This window comes from Halomonas sp. 3D7M (genome assembly GCF_014897885.1).
Lineage (GTDB): Bacteria > Pseudomonadota > Gammaproteobacteria > Pseudomonadales > Halomonadaceae > Vreelandella.
Genome location: NZ_JABUZF010000066.1, coordinates 1 through 13,436, shown reverse-complemented (window position 1 = coordinate 13,436; position 13,436 = coordinate 1). Strand labels below are relative to the sequence as shown.

14 protein-coding genes are annotated in these 13,436 nt (G+C 50.6%); 13 read left to right on the top strand and 1 reads right to left on the bottom strand.

Annotated features, from left to right (window positions below; translation table 11 throughout):
• The first annotated feature begins 172 nt into the window (after positions 1-172).
• The 8 genes from INT22_RS02245 (at position 173) to INT22_RS02210 (ending at position 8,420) form a co-directional block, all read left to right on the top strand.
• Complete coding sequence (locus INT22_RS02245; protein WP_193059781.1) at positions 173-1,042, top strand: OmpA family protein; 870 nt, start codon at positions 173-175, stop codon at positions 1,040-1,042.
• A 215-nt stretch (positions 1,043-1,257) separates the two neighbouring features.
• The gene (gene thrS / locus INT22_RS02240; protein WP_089038321.1) at positions 1,258-3,180 is read left to right on the top strand and encodes a threonine--tRNA ligase; all 1,923 of its coding nucleotides are present in this window, start codon (positions 1,258-1,260) and stop codon (positions 3,178-3,180) included.
• A gap of 12 nt (positions 3,181-3,192) precedes the next feature.
• On the top strand, positions 3,193-3,732 hold the full coding sequence (gene infC, locus INT22_RS02235) for a translation initiation factor IF-3 (protein WP_083003855.1): 540 nt from the start codon (positions 3,193-3,195) through the stop codon (positions 3,730-3,732).
• Between the two features lie 81 nt (positions 3,733-3,813).
• The gene (rpmI, locus tag INT22_RS02230) at positions 3,814-4,008 is read left to right on the top strand and encodes a 50S ribosomal protein L35 (RefSeq protein WP_009724291.1); all 195 of its coding nucleotides are present in this window, start codon (positions 3,814-3,816) and stop codon (positions 4,006-4,008) included.
• Positions 4,009-4,065: 57 nt separating this feature from the next.
• Entirely contained in the window at positions 4,066-4,419 is a 354-nt protein-coding gene (gene rplT / locus INT22_RS02225; protein ID WP_009097607.1) for a 50S ribosomal protein L20, read from the top strand.
• 157 nt (positions 4,420-4,576) lie between these two features.
• Complete coding sequence (gene pheS, locus INT22_RS02220; RefSeq protein ID WP_193059782.1) at positions 4,577-5,596, top strand: phenylalanine--tRNA ligase subunit alpha; 1,020 nt, start codon at positions 4,577-4,579, stop codon at positions 5,594-5,596.
• A gap of 26 nt (positions 5,597-5,622) precedes the next feature.
• Complete coding sequence (gene pheT / locus INT22_RS02215; RefSeq protein WP_193059783.1) at positions 5,623-8,004, top strand: phenylalanine--tRNA ligase subunit beta; 2,382 nt, start codon at positions 5,623-5,625, stop codon at positions 8,002-8,004.
• A 119-nt stretch (positions 8,005-8,123) separates the two neighbouring features.
• Positions 8,124-8,420 (top strand): integration host factor subunit alpha, encoded by a 297-nt coding sequence (locus INT22_RS02210; RefSeq protein WP_009724294.1) that lies wholly within the window; start codon positions 8,124-8,126, stop codon positions 8,418-8,420.
• 128 nt (positions 8,421-8,548) lie between these two features.
• Here the strand turns inward: INT22_RS02210 and INT22_RS02205 are convergent, their stop codons facing one another.
• Positions 8,549-8,755: a DUF2788 domain-containing protein gene (locus INT22_RS02205; RefSeq protein WP_038483925.1), complete on the bottom strand. Its 207-nt coding sequence runs from the start codon at positions 8,753-8,755 to the stop codon at positions 8,549-8,551.
• Positions 8,756-8,897: 142 nt separating this feature from the next.
• Between INT22_RS02205 and INT22_RS02200 the strand changes: the two genes are divergently transcribed.
• The 5 genes from INT22_RS02200 (at position 8,898) to clpX (ending at position 13,366) form a co-directional block, all read left to right on the top strand.
• Complete coding sequence (locus INT22_RS02200) at positions 8,898-9,359, top strand: flavodoxin domain-containing protein (RefSeq protein ID WP_193059784.1); 462 nt, start codon at positions 8,898-8,900, stop codon at positions 9,357-9,359.
• 2 nt (positions 9,360-9,361) lie between these two features.
• The gene (locus INT22_RS02195; protein WP_089038317.1) at positions 9,362-9,730 is read left to right on the top strand and encodes a hypothetical protein; all 369 of its coding nucleotides are present in this window, start codon (positions 9,362-9,364) and stop codon (positions 9,728-9,730) included.
• Positions 9,731-9,978: 248 nt separating this feature from the next.
• Complete coding sequence (tig, locus tag INT22_RS02190) at positions 9,979-11,331, top strand: trigger factor (protein ID WP_089038316.1); 1,353 nt, start codon at positions 9,979-9,981, stop codon at positions 11,329-11,331.
• Between the two features lie 62 nt (positions 11,332-11,393).
• Positions 11,394-12,011 (top strand): ATP-dependent Clp endopeptidase proteolytic subunit ClpP, encoded by a 618-nt coding sequence (gene clpP / locus INT22_RS02185; protein WP_089038315.1) that lies wholly within the window; start codon positions 11,394-11,396, stop codon positions 12,009-12,011.
• A 74-nt stretch (positions 12,012-12,085) separates the two neighbouring features.
• Positions 12,086-13,366 carry an ATP-dependent Clp protease ATP-binding subunit ClpX gene (gene clpX / locus INT22_RS02180; RefSeq protein WP_038483940.1) on the top strand — a complete coding sequence of 427 codons (1,281 nt, stop codon included), beginning with the start codon at positions 12,086-12,088 and terminating at the stop codon, positions 13,364-13,366.
• Positions 13,367-13,436: the final 70 nt, after the last annotated feature.

Here is a 13,436-nt window from a genome sequence, read left to right as displayed (position 1 = left end):
GTTGCCTTCTGGTGATTAAACGTTAATCATAGGCAAACGTTCAGACATATGGTGAAAGCACAATATTGCCATGGTACTGAGCAGCGAAAAATGGATGCTCTCGCGAATTAGAAGCATTGGGATAGATTTGGTCTTTTGACCATGTCAGCATTGGATCAAGAAGGAGTCTTGCATGAAAAAATCAACGACTGGCTTGCTAATCGGTTCTGCACTGGTAGTGGGTTTATCAGGCTGTGCCAGCTCAGCATCACAATCATCTGGCCAAACCAGCGCAAGTAGCGATCGCGATTGGTATCAACATCCCTTCGTTTGCGGATTGGCAGGCAGTGTTATCGGCGGCAGTATTGCTTACGCAACGAGCGGCAATTCTGACGAAGATGAAAATACCGCTATTGGCGCAACTGCTGGTGCAGCGATCGGTGGCCTGCTATGTGCAGACCGTACGCCTGAGCCAGTAGCACCGCAGTGCCCAAGCTATGGTGAAGTGCCCGCAGGCGTTGCAGTGGATGCTGAAGGCTGCCCGCTGGACTCCGATGGTGACGGCGTGCCAGATTACCGTGATCAGTGCCCGGGAACGCCTGCTGGTGTAGCTGTTAACGCAAATGGCTGCCCACTCGATTCTGATAACGACGGCGTGCCGGATTATCGCGATCAGTGCCCCAATACTCCTGCAGGTGTTGCAGTTAACTCACTAGGTTGCCCTGACAGCGTTGTGTTGCAGGACGTAAACTTTGAGTTTGATTCTGCACAGCTAACTGCCCAAGCACGAGGTGTTCTGGACGGTGTTGCAGAGCGCCTGGTCAATAATCCTGATGTGCGTGTGAGCATTGAAGGTCACACTGACTCTCGCGGTGCTGATCAGTACAATAAAAATCTGTCGCAGCGTCGTGCGGAATCCGTTGCTGCTTACCTTGCCCAACGTGGCGTAGGTGCTAACCGTATGCGTGCTGTTGGCTACGGCGAAGAGCGCCCGGTTGCTAGCAATGATACCGATGCGGGTCGCGCACAAAACCGTCGTGTAGAAATGGATGAGTGGAACTAAGCCACGCATCGCTTTACATTAAAGGGTTAGGCCATTGTGCCAGTGATTAATGCCCTTTAAGCACGAAACGGGAGGCTTATGCCTCCCGTTTTATTTTACGGCCTGCTAAATTCTGGTAGGCTGGGCAACCCTCAAAAAGCACCTAATACTCTCGATCATTGATAGCGAAATGTGATCCTTGGTATGGATCACCACTGCGCTCAAGGAATATCTTAATGCCCATAGTAACATTGCCGGATGGCAGCCAAAGAACGTTCGAAGCACCACTTTCTATCATGCAGCTCGCAGAATCCATTGGCCCTGGTTTGGCCAAGGCCTGTGTGGCTGGCAAGATTGATGGTGTATTGGTCGATGCTGCTGACTTGATCGAGCAAGATGCTGAAGTGGCGATAATTACCGCCCGTGATCCCGAAGGGCTTGAGATTATCCGCCATTCCTGTGCTCACTTGATTGGACATGCGGTTAAGCAACTGTACCCTGATGCCAAAATGGCCATTGGGCCAGTCATTGACGATGGTTTTTATTACGACATTGATTTCGGCAAGTCGGTCACGCCTGACGACTTGGAAGCCATCGAAAAACGCATGCAATCACTTATTGAGCGTGATTACGACGTGGTGCGTGAGTACGTTGATCGCGACAAGGCGATGAAAACGTTTATTGAGCGTGGCGAAACGTTCAAGCAGGAAATTGTCCGTGATATACCTGAGGGTGCAACAATACGTTTGTATCATCATGAAGAGTACACGGACATGTGTCGCGGGCCGCACGTGCCGAATACGCGCCACCTGAAAGCTTTCAAGCTAACCAAGCTAGCTGGCGCCTATTGGCGTGGAGATGCCTCAAACCCGATGCTGACACGTATTTACGGTACAGCATGGGGCGATAAGAAGCAGCTCAAAGCTTATTTGAAGCGCCTAGAAGAGGCCGAAAAGCGAGATCATCGCAAATTGGCACGCAAGATGGATCTTTTCCATTTGCAAGAAGAAGCGCCAGGCATGGTTTTTTGGCACCCCAATGGCTGGACGATGTACCAGGCGCTAGAAGATTACATGCGCAAAATTCAGCGAGCGCATGGTTATCAAGAGATTAAAACGCCGCAAGTAGTGGATCTTTCGTTGTGGAAGAAATCGGGCCACTGGGGTCACTACAGTGAGCTCATGTTTACCACTGAGTCAGAAAAGCGTGAGTATGCTGTTAAGCCTATGAACTGTCCCTGTCATGTACAGGTATTTAATCAGGGATTGAAAAGCTACCGCGATTTACCGTTACGTCTAGCAGAATTTGGTAGCTGCCACCGGAATGAGCCATCGGGCTCATTGCATGGTCTGATGCGCGTTCGTGGCTTTACTCAAGATGATGCGCATATTTTTTGTACCGAAGGTCAAATTCAGGCAGAAGCAGAAGCATTCATTGCGCTTACCCTGCAAGTTTATAAAACGCTTGGTTTCGAGGATGTTGAACTCAAGCTGTCAACTCGACCTGAGGACTTTCTTGGCGAAGCAGAGATGTGGGATCGGGCAGAGCAGGGGCTTGAAGCTGCACTCAATGCGACGGGGCTTGATTGGGAGCTTCAGCCAGGAGAGGGGGCTTTTTATGGCCCGAAAATTGAATTCGCTCTGCGTGATTGCCTGAATCGTGTTTGGCAATGTGGTACTCTACAGTTAGATTTCAATTTGCCAGGGCGCTTAGGCGCGCAATACGTTGATGAAGATGGGACACGAAAGACCCCAGTGATGCTTCATCGTGCTATCTTAGGTTCTTTTGAACGGTTCTTGGGAATCCTAATCGAGCACTATGCTGGTGCGATGCCGCTATGGTTGGCACCTCAGCAAGCTGTGTTGATGACCATTACTGATGCGCAGCGTGATTATGCGCTTGAGTTGGAGCAACGGCTGCAAAAAAATGGCTTACGAGTTAAAGCGGACTTGAGGAACGAGAAGATCGGCTTTAAAATCCGTGAGCATACGTTACAGAAAGTTCCCTATCTCCTTGTGGTGGGAGATAAGGAAGTCGAAGCTGACTCAGTGGCCGTGCGAACTCGCAGCGGCGAAAACCTCGGCACAATGACAGTCGATGAATTCATCGAACGTTGCAGTGCAGAGCGAGCAGCCCTGGCGACATCGTCAATTGCCTAAGGAGACGGAGCAATCAAGCGAAGCAATCAGCGCGGGCGTCCACAAGACAAGCGCCCACCAATGAACGAGAGAATTACCGAAGAAGAAGTACGTTTGATCGATGCTGAAGGTGAACAGTTGGGTGTTGTGCCCACCACCGAAGCGCTTGAGCGTGCAGAAGCTGCCGGTTTAGACCTCGTGCAAATTTCGAATGCCGATCCAATCGTTTGTAAGATTATGGATTATGGCAAATTTGTTTTTGAGACGAAGAAGCAGAAAGCGGCTCAAAAGAAAAAGCAGAAGCAAATTCAGGTCAAGGAAGTCAAATTCCGTCCTGGCACCGACGAAGGCGATTATCAGGTCAAGCTTAAAAACCTGACGCGCTTTCTTGAAGGTGGTGATAAGGGCAAAGTCACATTGCGCTTCCGTGGTCGTGAAATGGCGCACCAGGACATTGGTCGTAAGCTAATGGAACGGATCGCGGCAGACCTGGAAGAGATCGGAGCGGTAGAGTCTTTCCCGAAAATGGAAGGACGCCAGATGATCATGATTATTGCCCCGAAGAAGAAGTGATCCAACGGCGAAGCTAACGGGTCAGCGTGAAAGCGCTGATCGGCCCTGGGTTTTCTAAAAAATATCGAGCGGAGTTTTCTCATGCCGAAAATCAAAAGCAACAGCGGCGCTGCTAAGCGCTTTAAAAAGACCGCTAATGGCTTCAAGCACAAGCAGTCTTTCCGTAGCCACATCTTGACCAAGAAGTCGACCAAGCGTAAGCGTCAGCTGCGTGGTATGAAGCAGATCCATGCTTCTGACAAAGCGCTGATTCAGCGCATGCTGCCGAATCTGTAAGGTCGAATTTTCTTATCTGAGTGCATTTAGCCTCAGTCATAAAGTCAGGAGTGTGTTATGACTCGTGTTAAGCGTGGCGTAGTTGCCCGTCGTCGCCATAAAAAAGTATTGAAGCAGGCTAAAGGTTACTACGGAGCCCGTTCGCGTGTTTTCCGCGTAGCCAAGCAGGCTGTTATCAAAGCCGGTCAGTATGCTTACCGTGACCGCCGCAACCGCAAGCGTCAATTCCGCGCTTTGTGGATTCAGCGTATTAACGCTGGTGCGCGCATCAATGGCATGTCTTACAGCCGCTTTGTTGGCGGTCTGAAGAAAGCCGGTATTGAAATTGACCGCAAAGTATTGGCCGACCTGGCAGTACACGAGAAAGCTGCATTTGCGGCTATCGTGGAAAAAGCCAAGGCTGCCCAATAAGTCACATTACACTGAGTTAGATCAGTGTGACGTGTCAGAGGTCATTTCAGTGTGACCCATGCAGGGGAAGAGCAGCCGCTCTTCCCCTGTTTTTTTGTCACCTTCAACATGCCAGCCATCTTTAGAGATGGAAATCGCTTAATTCGGAGTGAATCGGATGGACCATCTTCCTGCTCTGGTGTCAGAGGCTCGCGATGCTATTCATGCGGCGCAAAGTGTCCCTGCTCTAGATGAGTTGCGCGTACGTTACTTGGGTAAAAAAGGCGAAGTGACGGCCTTGTTGAAAGGCTTAGGAAAGCTATCAGCAGAAGAGCGTCCTGCCGCCGGTGAGCAAATTAATCAGGCGAAACAGACCCTGGCAGCTGAAATTGATACAAGGCGTCAGCAGCTTGAAAGCGAAGCGCTTAATGCTCGCTTGGCAGCTGAAAAAATTGACGTGACACTGCCTGGCCGCGGTCAAGAGAATGGCGGCCTGCATCCCGTCACTCGCACGCTTGAGCGTATTGAAGGCTTGTTTACCAGGATTGGCTACGATGTGGCGGTGGGGCCAGAAATTGAAGATGACTACCATAATTTCGAAGCGCTAAATATACCCGCTCATCACCCTGCGCGTGGTATGGCAGATACCTTCTATTTCGATGCTACACGCTTGTTACGTACTCACACATCGCCAGTTCAAGTACGTACCATGAAAAGTAGTGAGCCGCCGATCCGTATTGTTTGCCCTGGTCGTGTCTACCGTAGTGATTCAGATCTCACCCACACCCCAATGTTCCACCAAGTGGAAGGTCTGTTGGTTGACGAAGGTGTGAGCTTTGCAGATCTTAAGGGAACTATTGAAGATTTTCTCCAAGCATTTTTTGAACGCGATGATCTTTCAGTGCGCTTCCGCCCCTCTTACTTTCCATTCACTGAGCCCTCCGCAGAGGTCGATATTCAGTGCGTGATGTGTAGCGGTGATGGTTGTCGTGTCTGCTCGCATAGCGGCTGGTTGGAGGTTATGGGCTGTGGGATGGTGCATCCCGAGGTGTTCAGGCATTCGGGTATTGATACTGAGCGCTACACAGGGTTTGCGTTTGGTATGGGCGCCGAGCGGCTTGCGATGCTGCGCTACGGTGTCAATGATCTACGTTTGTTCTTTGAGAACGATCTGCGTTTTCTTCGCCAATTTACCTAAGACCGCTGCCAACGACGGGAATCAATATGAAATTTTCAGAACAGTGGCTGCGTGACTGGGTGGCTCCGCAGCTTGATACACAGGCAATTGCTGATCAAATTACCATGGCAGGCCTTGAGGTCGATGCTATCGAGGCCGTTGCGTCCGCGTTTAGTGGCGTAGTGGTTGCAGAGGTGCTGACTAAAGAGAAGCACCCAGATGCTGATAAGCTCAACGTATGTACTGTTAATGATGGTACCGGTGAGCCTGTGCAGGTTGTTTGTGGCGCTGCCAATGTCGATATTGGTCAAAAAATTCCGTTTGCTCAGGTGGGTGGCATTCTGCCGGGCGACTTTAAGATCAAAAAAGCCAAATTGCGTGGTGTTGAGTCACGCGGAATGATTTGCTCGGCCTCAGAGCTAGGCCTTGAGGAAGAGACGTCTCCTGGGATTTTTGTGCTGCCCGCCTCTGCGCCGATAGGTCTAAGTTTTCGAGAGTATATGCAGCTCGATGACATGACCATTGAGGTTGATCTCACGCCGAATCGTGGTGACTGCCTAAGTATCAAGGGGCTGGCTCGAGAAGTGGGTGTGCTCAATCGTCTTCCGGTGAGTGGGCCTGAGATTGCGGCCATTGAAGCCAGTATTGACGATACTTTTTCAGCGCGTATTGAAGCGCCGGAGCAGTGCCCACGCTACCTGGGCCGCATTATTAAAGGTGTCGATATTAGCGTCGAAACCCCGCTGTGGATGGTAGAGCGTCTCCGGCGTAGCGGTGTTCGTTCCATTGACCCTGCCGTTGATGTGACTAACTACGTGATGCTGGAGCTAGGCCAGCCGTTGCATGCGTTTGATCGCTACAACCTTCACGGCGGTATTACCGTTCGCTTGGCGCGTAATGAAGAGCGCCTGACCTTATTGGACGGTCAGGAAGTAGCGCTAAGACCTGAAACGCTGGTTATTGCTGATGATGAAGGTCCTCTAGCAATGGCAGGCGTTATGGGGGGCGAGAACTCAGGGGTAAGTGAGAAGACCGATACGATTTTCTTGGAAGCTGCCTATTTTACGCCGCTGGCTATCGCAGGGCAGGCGCGTTCTTACGGTCTCCATACGGATGCATCACATCGATTTGAACGTGGCGTTGATCCGGCGCTTGCCAGTGTGGCGATTGAGCGTGCCACTCAGCTTCTAATGGAGATATGTGGTGGTCAGGCTGGCCCTGTTACTGAGTCGTCCAGTGACGAACACCTGCCAGCACCCCGTAACATTGTATTGCGCGAGGCGCGTTTAGAGAGCGCGCTTTCGAAGCGGCTGCCGGCTGAAGATGTAACTGACATTCTGCAGCGTTTAGGGCTTGCAGTTGATAAGCAGGCAGATGGCTGGTCAGTCACAGCGCCAAGCTGGCGTTTTGATGTGGCGATCGAAGAAGATCTCATTGAAGAGATTGCTAGGGTTCATGGTTACAACAACCTGCCTGTTCGGCGCCCTGCGGCGCGTTTGGCACTGCGTCCGGCTAACGAGGCGGTGCTAACCCAAGCCCAGCTGCGTAACCAAATGGTAGCTCGCGGTTTTCAGGAAGCGATAACTTACAGCTTTGTTGCGCCTGATCTCCAGGCGGTGATGTTGCCGGACGCTATTTCACCAGTGTTGGCGAATCCGATTTCGTCAGATCTGTCGGTGATGCGGGCCAGTCTGTTCCCTGGCTTAGTGCGTGCGCTTGAGCATAACCTGAACCGGCAGCAAACCCGTGTCAGATTGTTTGAAACTGGCTTGGTATTTAATGGCCATTTGGACAACCTTTCGCAAGTCCCGATGATGGGAGCGCTGGTATGCGGAGGTCGTGAAGCTGAAGGTTGGTGCGGGGCTAAAGCCCAAGTCGATTTTTACGATCTAAAAGGCGATTTAGAAAGCCTGCTGGCGCTTGGTGGCGCGCTGGATGCTTGGCGTTTTGAGCCGGGTGAGCATCCTTCGCTACATCCTGGGCAAACAGCAAGGCTGTTGCATAATGGTCAGCCAGCCGGTTGGATTGGCACCTTGCATCCTCAGGTACGAGCTAAGCTAGGGCTGAAAGTTGATGCCGTCATGTTTGAGGTTCGCTTAGATGCGCTGAGCGAGGGTCTCATCCCGGCTTTTGAGCCGCTGTCACGTTATCCGGAAGTTCGCCGTGACTTGGCTTTCACTGTTAAGGCAGAGATACCGGTTCAGGCGCTACTTGATTGTGCAAAAGCACAAGCTGGCGATTACTTAAAAGACATTAAGCTATTTGATGTCTATGCTGGTAAGGGCGTAGCTGATGGTTGTAAGAGTATTGCATTGGGCTTGACGTGGCAGCACGGATCACGCACGCTAAATGACGATGAAATCAACCTGTTGGTAGATTCTATCGTATCGCAAGTGCGAACAGAATTAGATGCTGAGCTACGTGGATAGGATTTGTGGATAGGATTTGCGACTAGGTTTGGTGGATAGTTACGTGAATAATTAAATAATGCCATGACACGACGCTTATCACGTTCTTGGCAATGCGTTTGCTACATGGAGGGGGCCTTATGGGTGCGTTGACCAAAGCAGAGCTAGCAGAACATTTACACACTGAGCTCGCGCTGTCGAAGCGAGAAGCAAAAGCCATGGTTGAGGCTTTTTTTGAAGAGATCCGTGCCTGCTTGCGCGAAAACGAGCAGGTTAAGCTATCGGGTTTCGGCAATTTCGATTTGCGTGATAAGCGCGAAAGACCGGGGCGTAACCCCAAGACAGGTGAAGAGATTCCCATTTCTGCACGGCGCGTTGTTACTTTTCGTCCCGGTCAAAAACTAAAGCAGCAGGTAGAGCGTTATACAAGCAGCTAACTTGCGGGTGGCGGAAGTTTAAACGCGCTGATCGGTGGCTAAGTGTGTCGAGCAGTTGTGCTGAGCTGATGCCCAGAATGGTAGCAAATGAAAAGGAGTACCTTCGGGTGCTCCTTTTTAATTTCGGACTAAAGTCCACGTCCTTCAATGAGCCAAGTGATCACTACCTTAATGACATAACCCAGCATGCCAGCACCCAGAACGACAAAAAGCATGATCGTGCCGAACTTCCCTGCGTTGGATTTCTTAGCTAAGTCCCAAATAATAAAGCACATAAACACGATTAAGCCACCGACCATGATCGGTGTTATCCATGCTTCAAAGAGCTGCTGCATAAGATTTCCTACTAAATGATTGATAGTGCCCCATGAGAAGGCGTGTGTCGTTTTTGCGAGTCGTGTTAATATTTGACCAAATTCATCGGGTATTTGTCGACTGAACAAAGCACAGTGCGACACTATTGCAGAGGAGTAGGCCATGCCAACGCTAACGATTCTAGTCGGTACAATGTACGGTGGCGCGCTAGATGTCGCAGAGCAAGTAAAGCCGTTATTTGAGCAGGCTGGCTACAAGGTTGATATTTCTGAGCAGCCGACGATTGACGATTTGACCAATAGCCAAGATCTTACGCTGTTTTGTGTATCAACCACGGGCAGTGGAGATTACCCAGGGAATTTTGTTTCTTTTGTGCGCGGGCTGCAGGAAAAAAGTCCCTCGCTTACCTCGTTGCGCTATGGATTGATTGCGTTGGGCGATAGCTCATACGGAGATACGTTCTGTGGAGCGGGAAGAGCGCTCGATGCGTTATTAGAGGATCATGGTGCGACGCGTTTAGGTGAGCGGCTGGAAGTGGATGCTATGGAAACCTTTATGGCAGATGACGCCGCTATTCCGTGGGTAGAAGAGTGGATTGAGTCTCAGCAACTGAAGGTTGCTTAGCCATGCAGCGAGTCCCTTTTTCTCCAGAGCGTATTAGCGTTGCCCTCGGACTTTGTATTGTGATGTTGGCCGCGATACCTCGTTACATGGTAGAAGGGCATGAAACACGCCAGGCATTGTTACTTATTGCGCTAGCCATTGTGGTAGGTGCTGCCGCTGTTCAGTGGAAAATGCTGTCGGTTGACGCACGAAAAGCGCTGCCGAAATTATGTCAGCGCTTGCTATTTATGCTGCTGATGGGTGCCCTGGTAATGGGGGCATGGCATGGTCTGTTCACTGACTGGATTAGCTGGCAAGTGTTTATTTCCCACGCAGCAACCTGTGGTCTGCTATTTCATGCTGTTTCTTTGTGGTGGGCAAAACGCGATTAAAGGCCACTATTTTAGCTGTGATCGCCAGGCTACAAGGCTTCATCTAACGTTTAAAAATAATTTTGACTGCATTGTGGTCAAAAAACGACCTAAAATGGTCGTTTTGCTAGTGATTACCCTTGTATTTGCGGGTTATGCCCCCATCTTGCGAGCATGGCGCTTGCCACGATGCGCTAGGGTTCTTAAAATTGCCCCCTTGTACTTATTTTACGCAATCAACATAACGCCCAGCCGCTAGAGGACAATTCATGCAAGTTTCCGTCGAGACGACCTCCCAGATCGAACGCCGTATCACTATTCAGGTGCCGGCCGCCGAAATCGACGAGGCCGTCAGCGCTCGCTTAGTAGACACCGCGAAAAACGTTCGCCTGAATGGTTTTCGCCAAGGCCGAGTGCCGATGGCTGTAGTTCGTCAGCGCTATGGCGACAGCGTGCGCAATGAGGTGGTAGGTGAAGTGATGCGTGAGCGCTATGTGCGTGCCATCACGGAAGAAGGCCTTAATCCTGCCGGTTTTCCCCAGATTGAGCCAAAAGTAAACCAAACTGGCAAAGACCTAGAGTTTGTGGCAGTTATGGAAATCTACCCGCAGGTTGAGCTTGCGTCTATCGAAGGCACTGAAGTTGAGCGTCCGGTAGTGACGGTTAGCGATGCTGATGTCGACGAAATGATCGATACACTGCGTAAGCAAAATGCTGCGTGGGAAGAAGTAGACGCCGCTGCTGCTGATGGCGATCAAGTTACCATCGACTTCCAGGGCTTCCTGGGTGATGAGCCGTTTGAAGGTGGAAGTGCTGAGGGCCATGCTTTAGTTATTGGCTCCAACAGCTTCATCCCAGGCTTTGAAGAGCAGTTGATCGGTGCGAAGGCGGGTGATGAGAAAACCATCACTGTTACCTTCCCTGAAGATTACCAAGCAGAGCATCTTGCAGGCCAGGAAGCCACCTTTAAAGTCACCGTTCATAAAGTCAGTAGCCAAACGCTGCCGGCCGTAGACGCTGAGTTTATTGCGCGCTTTGGTGTTGACGATGGCGATGAAGAGAAATTCCGCGCTGAAATCAAAAAGAACATGACTCGCGAAGCGGCCCAAGCGGTGGATAACCGTGTTAAGCAGCAGGTGTTGGATGCGCTGAAAAAAGCGAACGATATTCCTGTGCCAAGTGCGCTTGTTCAGCAAGAAACTGATGGCATGAAGCGTCAGGCAGCACAGCAGTTCGGTCTGGGCGAGGACTTTGATGTCAGCCAGCTGCCGAATGAACTCTTCGAAGCGCAAGCGAAAGGCCGCGTCCAGGTAGGATTGCTGCTGGCCGAGGTTATCAAGGCGAATGAGTTAGACGCTGATGATGATGCAATTAAGGCTAAGGTTGAAGAGCTGGCAGAGCAGTATCAGGATCCTTCCGAAGTGGTTGAATACTACATGGGTAATGAGCAGCTCAAAACCCAAGTGAAGTCTGCCATCCTGGAAGAGAAGGCTGTTGATAAGCTGCTGGAGCAGACGAACGTTAAAGACGTTGAAATGTCTTACCAGCAGGCATTGGCAGCGGCTCAGCAACAGGCCGAGCAAGATGAAGGTGTTGAAGAAAGCGAACAAGCTAGCGCTTAACTTCATCGCGTGGCGCATCCCATGTGGGTGCGCTTTCCCTTACCGGACGCAAGGAATCACGAATGAGTGAGTTTGATATTCAAAACGCCGGCGGTTTAGTGCCCATGGTGGTTGAGCAGAGCGCCAAAGGGGAAAGAGCCTATGACATCTACTCACGCCTGCTAAAAGAGCGTGTTATTTTCCTGGTTGGACCAGTTGAAGATTACATGGCGAACTTAGTGGTGGCGCAGCTGCTGTTTCTTGAGTCAGAGAACCCTGATAAAGATATTCACCTTTACATTAATTCGCCTGGTGGGTCTGTTACGGCAGGTATGTCTATCTACGACACCATGCAGTTTATTAAGCCTGATGTGTCGACCGTATGTATTGGTCAAGCAGCTAGCATGGGTGCACTGTTGCTGACAGCAGGCGCAGCAGGTAAGCGTTATTGTTTGCCTAATTCCCGTGTGATGATTCACCAGCCGCTGGGTGGCTATCAAGGCCAAGCGTCTGATATCGAGATCCACACCCGTGAGATTTTAGGTATTCGTGAAAAACTGAACCAGATTTTAGCCCATCATACTGGTCAAGAACTTGATACTGTTGCTCGGGATACTGACCGTGACAACTTTATGAGCGCCACTAAAGCCCAAGAATATGGCTTGATTGACGCAGTGCTGGATAAGCGGCCTACATCCTGATAGCGTGGTAGGATTCTGCTTTTCTAACGAGCTTTTCCGGCGGCGTAAGCCGCCGCAGTGATAGAGGTACGCGAATGGCCGACGGCAAAGGCAAGGACGAAGGTGGCAAGCTTTTATACTGCTCGTTTTGTGGTAAGAATCAAAACGAAGTACGTAAGCTAATTGCAGGCCCGTCCGTATATATCTGCGATGAGTGTGTCGACTTATGTAATGACATCATTCGCGAAGAAGTTCTCGAAGCCGATGCCGAGAGCGATGAAGAGCGTTTACCTACGCCTCGCGAAATACGTCATACGTTAGACGACTATGTCATCGGACAAGATCGCGCCAAAATGGTGCTATCTGTAGCGGTTTATAACCACTACAAGCGTCTTAAGACGGAAGTGCGCGAAGGCGATGTAGAACTAGGTAAATCAAATATTCTGCTCATTGGTCCTACCGGTAGTGGTAAAACACTGTTGGCGGAAACCATGGCGCGGTTATTGAATGTACCTTTTACCATTGCCGATGCCACTACACTGACAGAAGCGGGTTATGTGGGTGAGGATGTTGAAAACATCATCCAAAAGCTTCTGCAGAAGTGTGATTACGACGTCGAAAAGGCTGAGCGAGGCATTGTTTATATCGATGAAATCGATAAGATTTCGCGCAAGTCTGATAACCCTTCCATCACACGTGATGTGTCGGGCGAGGGTGTCCAGCAGGCACTACTCAAGTTGATTGAAGGCACAACAGCATCCGTGCCGCCGCAGGGTGGTCGTAAACATCCCCAGCAAGAGTTTGTTCAGGTCAATACGGCCAACATGCTGTTTATTGTGGGTGGCGCTTTTGCGGGTCTTGATAAAGTTATCCGTGACCGTGCTGAGAAAGGCGGCATTGGTTTCAATGCTAGCGTGAAGAGCAAAGAGTCTTCACGTGGTGTAGGTGAGTTACTGGCCGACGTAGAACCAGATGATTTAGTGAAATTTGGTTTAATTCCTGAGTTTGTTGGACGTCTGCCCGTGATTGCGACGCTCACGGAGCTAAACGAAGATGCGTTGGTACAGATCTTAACCGAGCCTAAAAACTCGCTGGTTAAGCAGTACGCCAAGCTCTTTGAAATGGAAGATGTGACGCTCGAGTTTAGAGACGAAGCGCTGCGTGCTGTTGCTACCAAGGCAATGGAGCGTAAGACTGGCGCGCGAGGTTTGCGATCTATCCTTGAGTCTGTGCTGCTAGACACCATGTACGAGATTCCTTCGCTTGAAGGTGTTAGCAAAGTGGTGATTGATAGTTCAGTGATTGCAGGTGAAAGTGAGCCACTACTGATCTATTCGCAGCAGGAAGACGCTCGTGTTGATGGCACCGACGGCTAGTCCCGACGTGCACGCCACGGCCTAGCTTTTACCGCTTGCGCCAAACCAAGGGGTCGCCTAGGCGACCCCT

Coding starts and splice junctions, on each gene's coding strand:
- INT22_RS02245 (WP_193059781.1), top strand. CDS start 173: ATGAAAAAATCAACGACTGGCTTGCTAATCGGTTCTGCACTGGTAGTG.
- thrS (WP_089038321.1), top strand. CDS start 1,258: ATGCCCATAGTAACATTGCCGGATGGCAGCCAAAGAACGTTCGAAGCA.
- rpmI (WP_009724291.1), top strand. CDS start 3,814: ATGCCGAAAATCAAAAGCAACAGCGGCGCTGCTAAGCGCTTTAAAAAG.
- rplT (WP_009097607.1), top strand. CDS start 4,066: ATGACTCGTGTTAAGCGTGGCGTAGTTGCCCGTCGTCGCCATAAAAAA.
- pheS (WP_193059782.1), top strand. CDS start 4,577: ATGGACCATCTTCCTGCTCTGGTGTCAGAGGCTCGCGATGCTATTCAT.
- pheT (WP_193059783.1), top strand. CDS start 5,623: ATGAAATTTTCAGAACAGTGGCTGCGTGACTGGGTGGCTCCGCAGCTT.
- INT22_RS02210 (WP_009724294.1), top strand. CDS start 8,124: ATGGGTGCGTTGACCAAAGCAGAGCTAGCAGAACATTTACACACTGAG.
- INT22_RS02205 (WP_038483925.1), bottom strand. CDS start 8,755: ATGCAGCAGCTCTTTGAAGCATGGATAACACCGATCATGGTCGGTGGC.
- INT22_RS02200 (WP_193059784.1), top strand. CDS start 8,898: ATGCCAACGCTAACGATTCTAGTCGGTACAATGTACGGTGGCGCGCTA.
- INT22_RS02195 (WP_089038317.1), top strand. CDS start 9,362: ATGCAGCGAGTCCCTTTTTCTCCAGAGCGTATTAGCGTTGCCCTCGGA.
- tig (WP_089038316.1), top strand. CDS start 9,979: ATGCAAGTTTCCGTCGAGACGACCTCCCAGATCGAACGCCGTATCACT.
- clpP (WP_089038315.1), top strand. CDS start 11,394: ATGAGTGAGTTTGATATTCAAAACGCCGGCGGTTTAGTGCCCATGGTG.
- clpX (WP_038483940.1), top strand. CDS start 12,086: ATGGCCGACGGCAAAGGCAAGGACGAAGGTGGCAAGCTTTTATACTGC.